Origin of the sequence: Allomesorhizobium camelthorni, assembly GCF_011045125.1 — a bacterium.
Classification (GTDB): Bacteria; Pseudomonadota; Alphaproteobacteria; order Rhizobiales; family Rhizobiaceae; genus Allomesorhizobium; species Allomesorhizobium camelthorni.
This window is the reverse complement of sequence record NZ_JAAKZF010000004.1, coordinates 157,335-174,301: the sequence shown is the minus strand read 5'-3', so window position 1 is coordinate 174,301 and position 16,967 is coordinate 157,335. Positions and strand designations below refer to the sequence as shown.

Genomic DNA, 16,967 nt, shown 5'->3' with positions numbered 1-16,967 from the left:
GCCGCGGCGGCAAAGTCGAAAGCCAGGCCGCCGCGGCCGATTTTGTCGGATCAATAGATCTTCGAGAACTCTTCGATGTTCGACTTGTCGAACTGGAAGGGCGGCGCCATCGCGGCGGAGTTGGTGTCGTCGAGCGTGACTTCGCCAACCTTGCCGATCGACAGCTTTGCGCCGGGTTCGGCCTTCGCCTTGCCCGTGGCGATGCCGTGGGCGAGATAGACCGCCGAGTAGCCGAGATCGATCGGGTTCCAGAGAGCGACCGCCTGTGAAGCGCCGTTGTCGATGAACTGCTTGAACTCGGACGGCAGCGCGAGACCGGTCACGTTGACCTTGCCGATCAGGTTCTGGTCGGTGACGACCTGCGCTGCGGCAACGACGCCGACCGTGGTCGGCGCGATGATCGCCTTGAGGTTGGGATGGCTGGCGATCAGGCCCTTGGCTTCGTTGGTGCTCTTCACCGAATCGTCGTCGCCATAGACCGTGGCCACGAGATTGATCTTCGGGAATTTCTCCGGAAGGACCTTCTTGGCCGCCTCGATCCAGGCGTTCTGGTTGGTCGCCGTCGACGAAGCCGACAGGATCGCCACATCTCCGCCCTCAGGCAGGTAGTCCGCGGCCAGCTTGATGATCGTCTCGCCGATCAGGCCTGTGTCCGACGGATTGAGGTGCATCTGACGTCCCTCCGGCGCGACGCCCGAATCCCAGGAGATGACCGTGATGCCGCGGTCCATCGCCTTCTTCAGCACCGGCACCAGCGCGTCCGGGTCGTTGGCGGATATCGCGATGGCTTTGACGTTCTGCGCGATCAGCGAATTGACGATCTCGATCTGGCCTTCGGCCGTCGCCGCGGTCGGACCGGTGTAGATGACTTCCACGTCGCCGAGTTCCTTGGCCGCCTCCTGGGCGCCTTTGTTGGCGGCGTCGAAGAAGCCGTTGCCGAGGGCTTTGACGACAAGCGCGATCTTTATCGATTCTGCATTGGCCGGGCCGGCAAACATGACGGCCGCGATTGCAGCGGTCGCCAGCAGTTTCCTGAATATGCTCATTAGTCGGTTCCTCCCGTGAGCGGTTGCATTGTTCCTCGCCGCCTATGCCTGCAGCGAAGCATCCTCACTGTTCGAACGCTGGTTTTTCGCCACGACCAGCGAAACGCCCGCGTCCTCCAGCATCTTTGCGTCGCGGTCCTCTAGGCCCGCGTCGGTCACCACCGTCGAAATCCGCGCCAGCCGGCAGAGAATAAGGCTCGAGCGTTGCCGGAATTTCGACGAGTCGATCAGCACGACCAGTTCGTCCGCCTGGTCGATCAGTTTCTGCTCCGCCTGGATGAGCAGCGGGTCGCCTTCCATAAGGCCGAGCGGCCCAAGTCCCTGCGCGCCCATGAACATGCGCTTGGCGTAGAAATTCCGCGTCACGTCGTTCTCGAACGGCGACAGGATGATGTTCTGCTCGCGATAGATCGTTCCGCCCGAAAGCATCACCGTGTTCTTGGAATGCTTCAGCAGATGGTCGGCGATCGGAAACGAGTTTGTGAAAATCGTCATCCGGCGGTTGGTCAGGAAATGGACCATCTGGAAGGTCGTGGTCCCGCCATTGATGATGATCGGGTCGCCGTCCTTGCAGAGTTCGACGGCTTCCCGTGCAATGGCGCGTTTTTGGGCGGCATGCAGCGCTTCGTTCACGCTGAACGGCCGGCCGGCTATGCCCATGAATTGCGGCGGTGTGATCGATTCGGCGCCGCCACGCACGCGGCGAAGCCGCTTCTGCAGGTGAAGCGCGGCGATGTCGCGCCGGATCGTCGCCTCCGACGATTCCGTCAGTTCGACCAGTTCCGGCACCGTCACGACAGGTTTTTCCTGGACGGCGGACAGAATGATCCGGTGGCGCTCTCTCTCGTGCATTGCTCCTCCCAAGCTGCTTCATCTAGGCAGCAGCTTCGCGCAATGTCAATCAATAACAATCAAATTATTTCGTTGTGCAGTGCAATATGATCGTTATTGATCGTTTCTGATTGACATGTGTGGCCGGCGCGTGCGAATTTCGGTCCAGAAATATTGCGCTCGCCACTGCGCTTCGGGAGGATTGCCTATCATGCTTGAAACGCGCACCGGTTCGCGCCTCGCCAATCTTTGGGATGAGGCAAGAGCTTCGAAGATGAGCGAATCCGAGCGGCTTTTATACCGCTCAAACTTGCTCGGTTCCGATAAGCGCATCACCAATTACGGCGGCGGCAACACCTCCGCCAAGGTGATGGAGAGGGACCCGCTCACCGGCGACCCCGTCGAAGTTCTGTGGGTGAAAGGCTCCGGCGGCGACGTCGGAACCATCAAGCTCGATGGTTTTGCGACGCTCTACATGGAAAAGCTCGAAGCGCTTAAGAAGCTCTATCGCGGGCTCGACCATGAAGACGAGATGGTCGGCTACCTGCCGCATTGCACCTTCAACCTGAACCCGCGCGCGGCATCGATCGATACGCCGCTTCATGCCTATGTGCCGAAGAAGCATGTCGACCATATGCATCCGGATGCCATCATCGCGATCGCGGCTGCGAGCAACAGCAAGGAACTGACCACGCGCATCTTCGGCGACGAGATCGGCTGGCTGCCATGGAAGCGGCCGGGCTTCGAACTCGGCCTGTGGCTCGAAAAATTCGCGAGGGAAAATCCGAACGCCGTCGGCGTCGTGCTTGAAAGCCATGGCCTGTTCACCTGGGCCGACTCCGCGAAGGAGTGCTACGAAACCACCATCCGCATCATCAACCGCGCGATCGAGTGGTTCGAGCAGGAGACGCGAGGCAAGGCGGCGTTCGGCGGCGCCGTCGTCGCTACGCTGCCGGCCGCCGAGCGCAAGGCTATCGCCGCGCAGCTGATGCCCGCGATCCGCGGCATGATCTCCGCCTCCGAACGCAAAGTCGGTCATTTCGACGACCAGGAGGCCGTGCTGGAATTCGTCGGCTCCAGGGACATGGAAAAGCTCGCGGCGCTCGGAACCAGCTGCCCCGATCATTTCCTGCGCACGAAGATCAGCCCGCTGGTGATCGATTTCGATCCGGCGAAGCCTGATGTCGAGAAGACGCTGGCTGGCCTGCCCGCCGCCCTCGAAACCTATCGCCACGGCCACGCCGCCTATTACGAGCGCTGCAAGCAGCCGGATTCCCCGCCCATGCGCGATCCGAACGCGGTCGTGTACCTCGTGCCGGGCGTCGGCATGATCACCTTCGCCAAGGACAAGGCGACCGCGCGCATTTCGGGCGAATTTTATGTCAACGCCATCAATGTGATGCGCGGCGCGTCGACCGTCTCGTCCTATATGGGCCTGCCCGAAAAAGAAGCGTTCGGCATCGAATACTGGCAGTTGGAGGAAGCAAAGCTCCAGCGCCTGCCCAAGCCAAAGCCGCTCGCCGGGCAGATTGCGCTCGTCACCGGCGGCGCCGGCGGCATCGGCCGCGCGACGGCGGCCCGCCTGCTCGCCGATGGCGCCTGCGTGGTTCTGGCCGACATCGACGAACAAGCTCTTGCCGCGGCCGAAGCCGAGCTCGGCAAAAAATCGGGCAGCGACTTCGTCCGCGCGGTGAAATTCGATGTCACCGACGAGACGGCTGTGATTGGCGGGTTCGCCGAAACGGCGGTCGCGTTCGGCGGTATCGACATTCTCGTATCCAACGCCGGCCTCGCTTCATCGGCCCCAATCGAGGAGACGACGCTGTCGCTGTGGAACAGGAATATGGACATCCTCGCGACCGGCTACTTCCTGGTCAGCCGCGAGGCCTTCAAGCTGTTCCGGACCCAGAAGATCGGCGGCAACGTCGTGTTCATCGCTTCTAAGAACGGTCTCGCCGCATCCCCGAACGCGGCCGCCTATTGCACCGCCAAGGCCGCCGAGATCCATCTGGCGCGATGCCTCGCGCTGGAAGGGGCGGAGGCGCAGATCCGCGTCAACGTCGTCAATCCGGACGCGGTTTTGCGCGGCTCCAAAATCTGGACCGGAGAGTGGAAGGAGCAGCGCGCCGCGGCCTACAAGATGTCGACCGACGATCTCGAGGAGCATTACCGCTCGCGCTCGATGCTGAAGCGCTCGGTGTTTCCGGAGGACATTGCCGAGGCGGTTTATTTCTTCGCATCCGAGATGTCGGCGAAATCGACGGGCAACATCATCAATGTCGACGCCGGCAACGCGCAGAGTTTTACGCGGTAGGAGTGCCCCCTTTGAGGGTCGGCGCTGCCCCTCACCTGCCTCCTGAGCGAAGTCGAATGGGCGGCATCCTCTCCCCGTAAGAACGGGGAGAGGAGAGGATGGCAGCAACGCCGACGCCTCCCTCTCCCCGTCCTTTACGGGGAGAGGGTAAGGGTGAGGGGCAGCGCTGGCTAAGCAAGCATTGGAGGGAACAATAAAAATGACCGAGCAACTCATCTCCGCCGACATCGTCGAGCGGGAAAACGCATCGCGCCAGGCAGCGCTTAAGCGCGATTACGAGGCGCTCGGCGACCAGCTCTCCCGGCGCGGCATCGCGATCGACGAGATCAAGAAAAAGGTCGCTTCGTTCGGCGTCGCCATCCCTTCATGGGGCGTCGGCACCGGCGGCACGCGTTTTGCCCGCTTTCCCGGCGGCGGCGAGCCGCGCGACATCTTCGACAAGATTGAGGATTGCGCAGTCATCGCGCAACTGACCCGGGCGACGCCGACCGTCTCGCTGCACATCCCGTGGGACAAAGCCGATCCGACGCGGCTGAAACAGGCGGCTTCACGTTTCGGCCTCGGCTTCGATGCGATGAACTCCAATACGTTTTCCGACGCGAAAGACCAGAAGCTCTCCTACAAATACGGCTCGCTCAGCCACGCCGACGCGGCCGTGCGCAAGCAGGCGGTCGAGCACAATCTGGAATGCATCGAGATCGGCAAGACGCTCGGTTCCAGGGCGCTGACGGTGTGGATCGGCGACGGCTCGAACTTCCCTGGCCAGGTGAACTTCGCCAAGGCGTTCCGCCGCTATCTTGATGCGATGCAGGAGATCTATGCCGAACTGCCGGACGGCTGGCGGCTTTTCACCGAACACAAGATGTACGAGCCGGCCTTCTATTCAACGGTCGTGCAGGACTGGGGCACCAACTACCTGATCGCGCAGGAGCTGGGGCCGAAGGCATACTGCCTCGTCGACCTTGGCCACCACGCGCCGAACGTCAACATCGAGATGATCGTTTCGCGGCTGATCCAGTTCGGCAAGCTCGGCGGCTTCCACTTCAACGATTCCAAATATGGCGACGACGACCTCGACACTGGTTCGATCGACCCGTACCGGCTCTTCCTGATCTTCAACGAGCTGGTCGACGCGGAGCTCTCGGGCGCCAGAGGTTTTGATCCGGCGCACATGCTCGACCAGAGCCACAACGTCACCGATCCCATCGAAAGCCTGATGCTTTCGGCGGCCGAGGTGCAGCGCGCCTATGCCCAGGCGCTGCTGGTCGACCGCAAGGCGCTGGCTTGTTTCCAGGACGACAATGACGCGCTGATGGCGACGCAGACGCTGAAGGCCGCCTACCGCACCGATGTCGAGCCGATCCTGGCCATGGCGCGCTCGGAGAAAGGCGGCGCGATCGATCCGGTTGCCGTCTATCGCGCCGCCGGCTATCGCCGGAAGGTCACGGCGCAGCGCCCGGCTGTCGTCTCGGGAGGCGGCGGGATCGTCTGAATTTGAATTCCGGCGCGGGCCGCTATTCCGCGGCTTCGTGAAGGGGGATCAGCCGCCGTCCGACCTGCTGCAGATGCAGGCGCATGGCTGCTGCCGCGCCGCCGAGGTCGCGCTCGGCGATAGCCTCCACTATGCGCTCATGGTCGGCGAAGCTGTGGTGGTCAGCCGGGGGGCGGGCGCCTTCCGAGCGCAGGCGGCCCCACACGACGGTGCGGCGCACGGCGTTCAGCACGTCGAACAGGCCGAGCAGCACATTGTTGCGGCTCGCCTGCGCGATCTGCCGGTGCAGCAGATTGTCGACATTCTCATACTGCCGCCAGGTGGCGGCCTCGCGCGTCTGGACCAGCGATTGCCGCATCGCGGCTATATCGGAGAGCGTGGCGTGCAGCGCCGCCTCGCGCGCGATCTCCGGCTCGATGATCAGGCGCGCGCGCATCACGTCGGCCGGATTGGTGCGGCCGGCGATTTCGGAGATGCCGATGGTCTCCTCGATCGGTCCGCTGCCGACAAAGGTGCCCTTGCCGACGTGCCGCCAGATGCGGCCGTCCTTCTCCAGCACCGCCAGCGCCTTGCGCAGGTCGCCGCGCGAAACGCCGAGGCTTTCGCACAATTCCCGTTCCGCCGGCAGCCGCGTCTCGCCCGTATGATCCATCTGGGCGAGATAGGCCTGAAGCTGGACCAGTGCGGCGTGGCCGCCATTCCCGCCAACATCCATCGATTTAACCAATTCGCGCATTGATTCCCATTGCTGGTGTTAAGACGATTGGTCCAAGGCGTCAATATCCAGAGCCTGCGCTCTTGTAGGCGGATTAGGATAGATTCATCCTTGACCAATTCATGCCATAGGCTTAACCAATACCATATTGGTTACAAAACGGGAGGAATAAAAATGGCCAGCCTGTCCAGACGTACCATCCTTGCAACGGTTTTCGCGGCGATCCTGGGAAGCGCCGCGCCTTTATCGGCGGCAAGCGCTGGCGACATGCGCATCGCGTTCGGCGATCTGCCCGGCATCGAATCCATCCAGACGCTGGCTGCGATCGAGCGCGCCAAGGAGCGTGGGGTGAATGTCGAACTGATCATCCTCAATGACGAGGACCTTGCCGCCCAGGCTGTTGTCGGCGGCCAGGCCGACGTCGGCATCGGCGCGCCCTATACGCTGATCCAGAAGGTCGGCGTGCCGATCCGCGTCTTTGCGCAGATCTCGACGCTGCGCTTCTTCCCGGTCGTCAACAGCGAGTTCTACAAGGAATGGAAGGATCTCGACGGGCAGGAAGTGGCGGTCCAGGCGCGCGGCTCCGGCACGGAGGCGGTCATGCTTCTGATGGCGAAGAACCATGGCATAACGCTCGGCAACATCAGCTACGTTCCGGGCTCCGAAGTCCGGCGCAACGCGCTTCTCCAGGGCACGATCAAGGCCTCGATCGTCGACGCGGCCAATCGGCGCGCGCTCGAAGCGGAAGCGCCAGGCAAGTTCGTCGTTCTGCCGGTCGAGGACCTCGGCGCATCGGACGAGGCGCTCTTCGCCACGGCCGACTACCTGAAGAACAATGCGGCCGACGTCGATGTTCTGGTTGAAGAACTGATGAAGACCGCCCGCGAGATCACCGAGAACCCGGCGGTCGCGGTCGAATTCCGCAATAAGTACAAGCTGCTGCCGGACCTCGGCGCGGAAGCGGACGCCGAAATCACCGAGTACTACAAGGAGACGGCAGAGGCAGGCGCCCTCGCGCCGAACGGCGGCGGAGCCGAGGCCGCGGCCGACGACTTCGCGTTCTTCAGTATCGCCGGCCAGATCGAAGGCGATCCGGCGACCTTGAAGGTCGAGGATTTCTGGGATACGGCCGCGATCGACCGCGCCCTCGCCAAGCTCGGCAAGAAATAGGCCGGCCTGATGGCGAGCAGCATTAGAACAGAGAGCGAAGCCGTTGGCTTCGCTCCCCTTTCCGGGCGCGGCGAAGCGGCAGGGTGGCAGGACCACCCGATCCTTCTCCGCCTCATATCGATCGCGCTCTTTGCAGGCATCTGGGAAATCGCTGGGCGCATTCCCGTCAGTTTCGCCTTCCCCACCTTTTCGGACACGATCATCGCTTTCTTCGGGCTGATGGCCGACGGCAGCTTGCCCAGCGCCTATCTTTCGACGCTGCAGCCGCTGCTGCTCGGTGTCGTGCTCTCGGCCTTCATCGGCGTCGGCCTCGGCACGCTCTGCGGCTTGTGGCGCACCGGCGAATGGCTGGCGATCCCGATCTTCATAGTGCTGCAGGCGGCGCCGGTGGCAGCCTTCATTCCGATGGTCACCTTCGTCTACGGCATAGGCCTGACCGCCAAGACGCTCGCCGTGATGATCCTGGCTTTGCCCGTCATCGTGCTCAACACCTACAAGGCGGTGCGCAACGTCAACGAATCCCTTCTCGTGATGTGCCGCTCATTCCTGGGCACGCGCTGGCAGAGCGTCACCAAGATCATCCTTCCCGACGCCAGCCCGGTGATCTTCGCCGGCCTGCGCCTCGGCGTCGCTGCAGGCTTCGTCGGCGTCGTGCTCGCCGAACTGCTGATCACGCCGACCGGCATCGGCGACCTCATCACTTTCCACCGCTCGCGCGCAGATTACGCCGAGATGTATGCAACAATCGGCTCGATCATCGCGCTTTCGACCCTGACGCTCGTTTTCCTGCAGTGGGTCGAAGTCCGCATTTTCAGGCCTGAGAAGAGAGGAGCCTGACATGCGCAGCGCTGTCTTGCGAAAGGAACCACCGCCCATGCCGGCGCCAGTCGATTCGATCGTGGAGGTCAGGGACATTTCCAAGACCTACGGGGATGTCGAGGCGCTGCGCGGCATCGATCTCGACTTCCCCCGTGGCAAGCTGACCAGCCTTCTCGGGCCAAGCGGCTGCGGAAAGACGACTCTTCTGAAGATCATCGCCGGCCTCATCGAGGCCAATGCCGGGACCGTCACGGTCGATGGCAAGCCGGTCAGCGGGCCGGGGCCTGAACGCGCCTTCGTCTTCCAGGATTTCGCCCTGATGCCCTGGGCGACGGTTATGCGCAACGTGGCTTTCGGCCTCGAACTGCGCGGCGTCAACAAGACCGAACGCGAGGGCAAAGCGCGCCACTATATCGGCGAGGTGGGCCTTGCCGGTTTCGAGAACAAATATCCGCACGAGCTTTCGGGCGGCATGCGCCAGCGCGTCGGCCTGGCGCGAGCGCTCTCGGTGGATGCGGAGGTGTTGCTCCTCGATGAGCCGTTCTCGGCGGTCGACGAGCAGAACCGGCGGAAATTCCAGGAAGACCTGATCCGGCTCAGGACCAACCAGAACAAGACCTTCATCTTCGTCACCCACTCCATCGAGGAGGCGGTCTACATCTCCGACCGCATCGTTTTGCTGTCGCCGCGGCCGGGCCGCGTCTCGCAGATCATCGAGCCCGAAATCGACCGCTCGGGCGACCCCGAGCGCATCCACCGGGACCAGCATTATCTCGATACGGTCGACGAGATCTGGCAGGGGCTGAAGCAGTATGTGGAGTGACCTGCCATGACACTCTTTGGCTACCGCGTGCCGATGATGGCGTCGCTCCTGGTCTGGTGCGTCGTCTGGGAGATCGTCGGCCGGCTTGACCTCATCTTCCTGCTGCCGCCCTTCAGCGATGTTCTGGTAGCGGCGGTCGACCTCGTGCAATTGCCGTCCTGGCAGAGCGCCACCGTCACGACGCTCCGCGCCTTCGCCATCGGCATGGCCCTGGCGATCGTTGTCGGCATTCCGCTCGGCATCCTCATGGGACGCGTGAGGATCGCCGACGATCTGCTTGGAATGTGGGTCAATATCTTCTCCAGTGCGCCGCTCTCGGCGATCGTGCCGGTGCTGATGATCCTGTTCGGCTTCGGCGAAAAGACGATCGTCGCCGCGGTATTCCTGTTCGCGATCTGGATCATCGTTCTGGACACGAGGGCAGGGGTTCGGCACATCTCGCCGTCGCTGATCGAGATGGCGCGTTCCTACGGTGCGTCGCGCCCGGCTCTCTATACCAAGATCATCCTTTGGGCCGCGCTGCCGGAAATCCTAGCCGGCATCCGGCTCGGCCTCATCCGAGGCGTCAAAGGCGTCGTCATCGGCCAGTTGCTCGTCGCCATCGTCGGCTACGGCGCGCTGTTCGAAACCTTCTCGCGGAACTTCCGCATGGCCGAATTCTGGGCCCTCACCATCATCCTTTTTGCCTTCGCCCTGCTGATCTCCGAGCTGATCGAAAGAGCCGAAGCCAAAGTCGAATATTATGCAGGAGCAAGACAGTGAACATGCACGGCGCAACCTCGAATTATGTCATCCAGCCGACCGTCATCCCGGCCCTGCCGGTCCAGGGAACCGACAAATTGTTTCCGGTGCACCGGGTCTATTGCGTCGGCCGGAATTACGCCGCGCACGCCGTCGAGATGGGCCACGACCCGAACAAGGAGCCGCCCTTCTTCTTCCAGAAAAACCCCGACAACCTCGATACATCAGGCGAATTTCCCTATCCGCCAGCTTCGAACGATGTCCACTACGAGATCGAGATGGTCGTGGCGCTGAAAAGCGGCGGCACCGACATTCCCGTCGAGAAGGCGATGGACTGCGTCTACGGCTATGGCATCGGCCTCGACATGACGCGGCGCGACCTGCAGGGAAAGGCCAAGGAGATGGGCCGCCCCTGGGAAGTCGGAAAGGCGTTCGAGGCGTCGGGGCCGTGCACGCCGCTGGTGCCGGCAAGCGCTATCGGCCATCCCACCCAGGGAGCGATCTGGCTGGACGTCAATGGCGAGCGCAAGCAGACCGGCGACCTCAACCAGATGATCTGGAAGGTTCCGGAAATGATCAGCTATTTGTCGGGCCTGTTCACGCTGATGCCGGGCGACGTCATTCTTTCGGGAACGCCGGCGGGCGTCGGCGCGGTCAACCGCGGCGACGTGCTTCGCGGCCATGTCGAGGGCGTCGGCGACATCGAGGTACGCGTTGTCTGAAGGCAAACCGGCCGCGATCAAAATCGCGGCCGATCTGCATGTCGTCTTCGCCTATGCCGACAGGTTCTTGATGATCGGCAGCTTGCTGATCGTCTTGCCCGTCGCGGCGCGCAGCGCGTTGGCGATGGCCGGGCCGATCGGCGGCACGCCCGGCTCGCCGACGCCGGTCGGCGGCTCGTCGGAGGGCACGATATGCACCTCCACCTTCGGCATCTGGTCGATGCGCAGCGGCGTGTAGGTGTCGTAGTTCTCCTGGTCGACCACGCCGCCGGTCAGGGTCAGCTCTTCCTGCAGGATCGCGCCGAGCCCGAAGCCGATGCCGCCCTCCATCTGGGCGCGGATCTGGTCGGGGTTGATCGCGGTGCCGCAGTCGACGGCGCAGACCACGCGGTCGACCGTGAAGTCGCTGCCGCCGTTGAAGGTGATCTCGACCACTTCCGCCACATAGGTGTGGAAGCTCTCATGCAGCGCCACGCCGCGGAACCGGCCCTCCGGCAGCGGCTTGTCCCAACCGGCCTTCTCCGCCGCGAGCCGAAGCACCGCGGCGTGCCGCGGATGCTTTTCAAGCATGGACAGGCGGAACTCGACCGGGTCGCGGTTGGCGGCCGCGGCGAGTTCGTCGACGAAAGTCTCCATGACGTAGGCGGTGTGGGTCGATCCGACCGAGCGCCACCACAGCACGGGGATCTTCACGTCGGTCGTCGTCAGGTCGATCTTCAGATTGGGCACCGCATAGGGGAGGTTGGATGCTCCCTCGACCGAAGTCGCATCGACGCCGTTCTCGATCATCGCCTCCATGGGCGAACCCGCCATGATCGACTGCCCGACAATGTGGTCGTGCATCGCCACGATGTTCCCGTCCTTGTCGAGCCCTGCCTTGATCGCATGGACATAGGCAGGCCGGTAGCGGCCGCCCCGCATGTCGTTCTCGCGCGTCCACTGCACCTTGACCGGCTTGCCGGGACCGAGCGCCTTGGCGACCGCGACCGACTCGACGATCAGATCCGCGTCCGAAACGGCGCGCCGGCCAAAACTGCCGCCGGTCTTCATGACATGCAGCTTGACCTTGTCCGGCGTGGTCCCGGCGACCTGAGCGGCGGCGGCCTGATAGAGATCGGGCATCTGGTGACCGCCCCAGACCTCGACCGTGCCGTCCTCGCCGATGCGCGCAACGGCGTTCAGCGGCTCGATCGAGGCATGGACGAGGTAGGGGAATTCGTAGTGCCCCTCCACGACCTTGTCAGCGCTTGCCAGCGCCGCGGCAGCGTCGCCGTCATTGCGGGCCGTGGCCTTGGCCGGGCCGTCGGCAAGCTTGTTGTACTCCGCCATGATCTCGGCGGTGCCGCGCTGTTCGGCCTTGGCTTCGTTCCACTCGACGGTGACAAGGTCGCGGCCCTTCAGCGCCGCCCACATATTCTTGCCGACGACCGCGATGCCGCGCGGCGTCTGGATCACGTCGACGACGCCGTCATGCGCCTTGGCCTTGGCCGCGTCGAAGCTCGCCACCTCGCCGCCGAACTTCGGCGGATGGATCATGACGGCGGTCAACAGCCCGTCCATCTTCAAATCGATCGTGTAGGGCTGGGTGCCGTTGGTCTTGCCGGCGGAATCGTAGCGCTTCAGCGTATCGGAGCCGATCTGGGTCCACTTGTCGCGCGACTTCAGCGGCACATCCTCGGGGACCGGCATGCCGGCCGCGGCTTGCGCCAGTTCGCCGAATGTGGCGCGCTTGTTCGATCCGTGAGCGATCACGCCGGAAGCCACCGTGATCTCGTCGGCAGGTGCGTTCCACTCCTTTGCGGCTGCCGCGACCAGCATCGCGCGGGCGGCCGCGCCGGCCTTGCGATAACGCTCCCACGACGAGGTCATGGAGGTGGAGCCGCCGGTACCCTGGAAGGCGCCGCCCCAGGCGAGATTGCCGAACAGGGCGGTGTTGCCGGAGCCGCCGATCACGTCGACCTGCGCCCAGTCGCCGTCAAGCTCCTCCATCACCAGCGTCGCGATGCCGAAATAGGAGCCTTGCCCCATCTCGAATTGCGAGGAGTGGATGACGATCCGGTTCGCGGGCGTGATCTCGACATAGGTCTGGAAGGGGTTGGCCTGTGCGGCCGCGGGCGCGGCTTGCGCGGCCGCCGGCCCGGCGGCGATCAGCCGGTAGCCGACCGCGAGCCCGGCCGCGGTTGCTGCCGTGCCGATGAGGAACTGGCGGCGCGTCGCCTGCACCGCTTCTTTCTTTGCTCGAAATTGCAACATGGTCATGCCTCCAGCCGGTTTGCGGCTTCGTGGATCGCCGTGCGGATGCGTTGATAGGTGGCGCAGCGGCAGAGATTGCCGCTCATCGCAGAATCTATGTCGTCGTCGGTTGGCTTGGGCGTTTCGGCCAGAAGGGCAGCGGCCGACATGATCTGGCCGGACTGGCAATAGCCGCATTGCGGCACGTCGAGCTCGGCCCAGACGGCCTGCACCGTCTCGCCGACCTTGCCGGACAGGCCTTCGATGGTGGTGATCGAGGCGCCTTCTATGTCGCTGATCGCGGTCTGACATGAGCGGGTCGGCACGCCGTCTATATGGACCGTGCAGGCGCCGCACTGCGCGAGGCCGCAACCGAATTTGGTTCCCGTCAACCCGACGACGTCGCGGATTGCCCATAGCAATGGCATTTCCGGGTCGGCGTCGAGCGTTTGCGCTTCGCCATTGAGGGTGAAAGCGACCATGGCTGGCTCTCCTTGTCTTGGGGCTGGCTATTTTTTGGAGCTGCGCCTCATCCGGCTGGGGCTCCGGACATTATTCGCGAGGTGTAGCTCCGTAGAGACTAGGGTCAGCCCGCCAAGCCAACAAGCGCTTAAGCGGCCAATCGCGACATCGTGAACGGCCCAAGCCGAATGCACAGAAAATGAGCGTATTTTATGCAGAATGCGGCCTTGCTGAAATTATGAGCAGCTTTGCTGCTGACTGCCCAAATCGACTCCAATCCTTGGCGGCGGGCAGCGCCAGCCCGGTTTCGAATTTTGCTCCGGATCTCTAACCCTTTGAGCACACACGCTTAATCCGTCGGCATTGGTGTTTTGCCCGGACTGGCACGCCGGTTGCTTTGTATTACGCGGTGCTAAAACAACCCTTTTTGGAGGTGTGGAATATGAGGGGTACTTTCTCGACATTCGGAAAATTCCTGTTCGCGAGCGCTGTCGCGGCAGGTCTCGGTCTCGCTACGCCGGCATTGGCGCAGGAAGAGACGATCAAGGTCGGCGTCCTGCATTCGCTGTCGGGCACGATGGCGATTTCGGAGACGACGCTGAAGGATACGATGCTGTTCCTCATCGAGGAGCAGAACAAGAAGGGTGGGCTGCTTGGCAAGAAGCTCGAAGCCGTGGTGGTCGACCCGGCTTCCGACTGGCCGCTATTTGCGGAAAAGGCGCGCGAACTGATTGCCGTCGACAAGGTTTCGGCCGTGTTCGGCTGCTGGACCTCGGTATCGCGCAAGTCCGTGCTACCGGTGTTCGAGGAACTGAATTCGGTGCTCTTCTATCCCGTCCAGTACGAGGGCGAGGAGAGCCAGCGCAACGTCTTCTATACGGGCGCTGCCCCGAACCAGCAGGCGATCCCGGCCGTCGACTATCTGATGAACGAGGAAGGCGTCGAGCGCTGGGTGCTTGCCGGCACCGACTACGTCTATCCGCAGACGACCAACAAGATCCTGCAGGCCTACCTGGAATCGAAGGGCGTGGCCAAGGAAGACATCATGATCAACTACACGCCGTTCGGTCATTCCGACTGGCAGACGATCGTGACCGACATCAAGAATTTCGGCTCGGCCGGCAAGAAGACCGCCGTCGTGTCGACCATCAACGGCGACGCCAACGTTCCCTTCTACAAGGAACTCGGCAACCAGGGCATCAAGGCCGAAGACATCCCGGTCGTCGCCTTCTCGGTGGGCGAGGAAGAGCTTGCCGGCCTCGACACCGCTCCGCTCGTCGGCCATTTGACCGCGTGGAACTACTTCCAGTCGGTCGACACGCCGGAGAATACGGCCTTCATCGACGCCTGGCGCGCCTTCACCAAGAACGACAAGCGCGTCACCAATGACCCGATGGAAGCGCATGTGATCGGCTTCAACATGTGGGTCAAAGCCGTCGAGAAAGCCGGCACCACCGATCCCGACGCCGTGATCGATTCCATCATCGGCGTGTCCGTGCCGAACCTGACCGGCGACCTCTCGTCGATGATGCCGAACCACCACATCACCAAGCCGGTGCTGATCGGCGAAATCCAGGCCGACGGACAGATGGAAACCGTCTGGGAGACCTCCGGCCTGGTGGTCGGCGACGAATGGTCCGACTACCTGCCGGACTCCAAGGACCTGATCGCCGACTGGCGCGCGCCGCTCTCTTGCGGAAACTTCAACGTCGCCACCGGCAAATGCGGTGGCAAGGGCATCAACTAACCTGAAGTTGACCGCGAGCGCTTCCGGGCGAGACTTCTCCTCCCTCCCGCCCGGAAGCCATCCTTCAAGAAGTGAGAGACACCAGTTGATCCTTCCCGCTCTACGTTGCCCGCCTCTGATCCTGAGCCTGTCGAAGGGCCATAAGAGCGCTGTCTTTGCATTTCTTTCCTTCTTCCTCTCCCTGCTGGTTGTTTTCACCTCGCCGGCTTCCGCCGACGAAGCCGCGCTTCGTGCCATCATCGCCAAATTCGCGGCGGCGCAGAACTTCAAGGCCACCGAGGCGGTCGTGCAGGAGCTGGCGGCAACCAGCGATCCCGCTGTCGAACGCCCGCTGGCAGCGCTCGCCGAGGGCGACCTCTATTTCCGCAAATCCGATTCCGCCGTCTTCATCGGCAAGGAGGCGGGTCAGGCGATCAAGCTCGCCGACCCGCTTACCAGCGCGGAGGCCGGCGAAGAACCGAAGGCGGCCGTCACCAAGATCAAGGTGAACAACGCGCTGCGCCGGAGCATCCGGGACGCGCTCGGCGGGCTGACGCTCGGCTCGCCCGACGCCAATGCCCGCATCGCCGCGGCCGACACCATGTTCAAGACGCCGGTTGCCGCGAACGTCGAAGCGCTCGACGCCGCAATCGCCAAGGAAACGATCGGCTCGGTGAAGCTGAAACTGGAGCAGGCGCGCGCCTCCTCGGTGCTGGTCTCCGACCTGCCCGAGGACGAGAAACTCGCCGCGATCGATGTGATTGCGGGGATAGGAAGCCGCGATGCGCTGTCGCTGCTGACTGGCTACGAGACCGGCGCGGAAGGCGCACTGAAGGACGCCGCTTCCGCCGCCGTCGCCAGCATGAACTCGACGCTGGCACTGTGGGCCTCCGCCCAGAATGTCTGGTACGGCCTGTCGCTGGGTTCCGTTCTCCTGCTCGCAGCGATCGGGCTGGCCATCACCTTCGGCGTCATGGGCGTCATCAACATGGCGCATGGCGAGATGGTGATGCTCGGCGCCTACACGACCTTCATCGTGCAGAACATCATCCGCACGTCATTTCCCGGCCTGTTCGACTGGTCGCTGGCGATCGCGCTGCCGCTCGCCTTCCTGGTCTCCGGCGCGGTGGGGCTCGCCATCGAGCGCGGCATCATCCGCTTCCTCTACGGCCGTCCTCTGGAAACGCTGCTCGCCACATGGGGCGTGTCGCTGATCCTGCAGCAGGCGGTGCGCTCGATCTTCGGCCCGACCAACCGCGAGGTTGGCAATCCTTCCTGGATGTCGGGAGCGTTCGACATAGGCGAGCTTTCGGTCACCTGGAACCGGCTCTGGATCCTCGCCTTCTCGCTCGCCGTGTTCTTCCTGCTGCTCTTCGTCATGAAGCGCACGTCCTGGGGCCTGCAGATGCGCGCCGTCACGGCCAACCGCCGCATGGCCTCTTCGATGGGCATCAGGACGCCATGGGTCGACGCGTTGACCTTCGCGCTGGGTTCGGGCATAGCCGGAATTGCCGGGGTGGCGCTGTCGCAGATCGACAACGTCTCGCCCAATCTCGGCCAAGGCTACATCATCGACAGCTTCATGGTCGTGGTGTTCGGCGGCGTCGGCAATCTGTGGGGAACGCTGGTCGGCGCCTTCTCGCTCGGCGTGCTCAACAAATTCCTCGAGCCCTATGCCGGCGCGGTGCTCGGCAAGATCCTCGTCCTTGTGCTGATCATCCTGTTCATCCAGAAGCGCCCGCGCGGCCTGTTCGCGCTGAAGGGCAGGGCGGTGGAAGCATGATGACGGGCCGCGGGTTCTTCGAAGATCTTACCCCCACCCCTAACCCCTCCCCTCAAGGGGGAGGGGGACTTGGCGGCGGCGCTTTCGTGTC

General features: G+C 63.3%; 13 protein-coding genes and 1 pseudogene. 9 read left to right on the top strand and 5 right to left on the bottom strand.

The features are described from left to right. Positions 1-50: 50 nt before the first annotated feature. Positions 51-1,046, bottom strand: coding sequence for a rhamnose ABC transporter substrate-binding protein (gene rhaS / locus G6N73_RS06075; RefSeq protein ID WP_165024735.1), 996 nt, complete (start codon positions 1,044-1,046; stop codon positions 51-53). 42 nt (positions 1,047-1,088) lie between these two features. Beyond that, on the bottom strand, positions 1,089-1,898 hold the full coding sequence (locus G6N73_RS06070) for a DeoR/GlpR family DNA-binding transcription regulator (RefSeq protein ID WP_165024733.1): 810 nt from the start codon (positions 1,896-1,898) through the stop codon (positions 1,089-1,091). 190 nt (positions 1,899-2,088) lie between these two features. Here G6N73_RS06070 and G6N73_RS06065 point away from each other — a divergent pair, with 190 nt between their 5' ends. Both G6N73_RS06065 and rhaI read left to right on the top strand, forming a co-directional pair. Further along, positions 2,089-4,191 (top strand): bifunctional rhamnulose-1-phosphate aldolase/short-chain dehydrogenase, encoded by a 2,103-nt coding sequence (locus tag G6N73_RS06065; RefSeq protein WP_165024731.1) that lies wholly within the window; start codon positions 2,089-2,091, stop codon positions 4,189-4,191. A gap of 199 nt (positions 4,192-4,390) precedes the next feature. Continuing rightward, positions 4,391-5,683, top strand: coding sequence for an L-rhamnose catabolism isomerase (gene rhaI / locus G6N73_RS06060; RefSeq protein ID WP_165024729.1), 1,293 nt, complete (start codon positions 4,391-4,393; stop codon positions 5,681-5,683). Positions 5,684-5,705: 22 nt separating this feature from the next. Here rhaI and G6N73_RS06055 read toward each other — a convergent pair whose 3' ends face one another. Continuing rightward, positions 5,706-6,398 carry a FadR/GntR family transcriptional regulator gene (locus G6N73_RS06055; RefSeq protein WP_165024879.1) on the bottom strand — a complete coding sequence of 231 codons (693 nt, stop codon included), beginning with the start codon at positions 6,396-6,398 and terminating at the stop codon, positions 5,706-5,708. A gap of 174 nt (positions 6,399-6,572) precedes the next feature. Here G6N73_RS06055 and G6N73_RS06050 point away from each other — a divergent pair, with 174 nt between their 5' ends. Genes G6N73_RS06050 through G6N73_RS06030 form a run of 5 tightly spaced genes read left to right on the top strand, consistent with a single transcriptional unit; the run spans position 6,573 to position 10,673 of the window. Further along, on the top strand, positions 6,573-7,568 hold the full coding sequence (locus G6N73_RS06050; protein WP_165024727.1) for an ABC transporter substrate-binding protein: 996 nt from the start codon (positions 6,573-6,575) through the stop codon (positions 7,566-7,568). Between the two features lie 9 nt (positions 7,569-7,577). Beyond that, complete coding sequence (locus G6N73_RS06045; RefSeq protein WP_165024725.1) at positions 7,578-8,405, top strand: ABC transporter permease; 828 nt, start codon at positions 7,578-7,580, stop codon at positions 8,403-8,405. A gap of 37 nt (positions 8,406-8,442) precedes the next feature. Beyond that, positions 8,443-9,210, top strand: a complete 768-nt coding sequence (locus tag G6N73_RS06040) for an ABC transporter ATP-binding protein (RefSeq protein ID WP_425484050.1) — start codon at positions 8,443-8,445, stop codon at positions 9,208-9,210. A 6-nt stretch (positions 9,211-9,216) separates the two neighbouring features. Further along, the gene (locus tag G6N73_RS06035) at positions 9,217-9,972 is read left to right on the top strand and encodes an ABC transporter permease (protein WP_165024721.1); all 756 of its coding nucleotides are present in this window, start codon (positions 9,217-9,219) and stop codon (positions 9,970-9,972) included. 2 nt (positions 9,973-9,974) lie between these two features. After that, positions 9,975-10,673, top strand: a complete 699-nt coding sequence (locus G6N73_RS06030) for a fumarylacetoacetate hydrolase family protein (RefSeq protein WP_165024877.1) — start codon at positions 9,975-9,977, stop codon at positions 10,671-10,673. A 51-nt stretch (positions 10,674-10,724) separates the two neighbouring features. Here the strand turns inward: G6N73_RS06030 and G6N73_RS06025 are convergent, their stop codons facing one another. Further along, positions 10,725-12,926 (bottom strand): xanthine dehydrogenase family protein molybdopterin-binding subunit, encoded by a 2,202-nt coding sequence (locus tag G6N73_RS06025; RefSeq protein WP_165024719.1) that lies wholly within the window; start codon positions 12,924-12,926, stop codon positions 10,725-10,727. Between the two features lie 2 nt (positions 12,927-12,928). Next, positions 12,929-13,387, bottom strand: a complete 459-nt coding sequence (locus tag G6N73_RS06020; protein WP_008837236.1) for a (2Fe-2S)-binding protein — start codon at positions 13,385-13,387, stop codon at positions 12,929-12,931. A gap of 500 nt (positions 13,388-13,887) precedes the next feature. On the opposite strand from G6N73_RS06020, the pseudogene urtA reads away from it, so the two are divergent. Both urtA and urtB read left to right on the top strand, forming a co-directional pair. Beyond that, a pseudogene (urtA, locus tag G6N73_RS06015) lies at positions 13,888-15,114 on the top strand (urea ABC transporter substrate-binding protein); the annotation flags it as partial. Between the two features lie 181 nt (positions 15,115-15,295). Further along, positions 15,296-16,876, top strand: a complete 1,581-nt coding sequence (gene urtB / locus G6N73_RS06010; protein WP_165024875.1) for an urea ABC transporter permease subunit UrtB — start codon at positions 15,296-15,298, stop codon at positions 16,874-16,876. Positions 16,877-16,967: the final 91 nt, after the last annotated feature.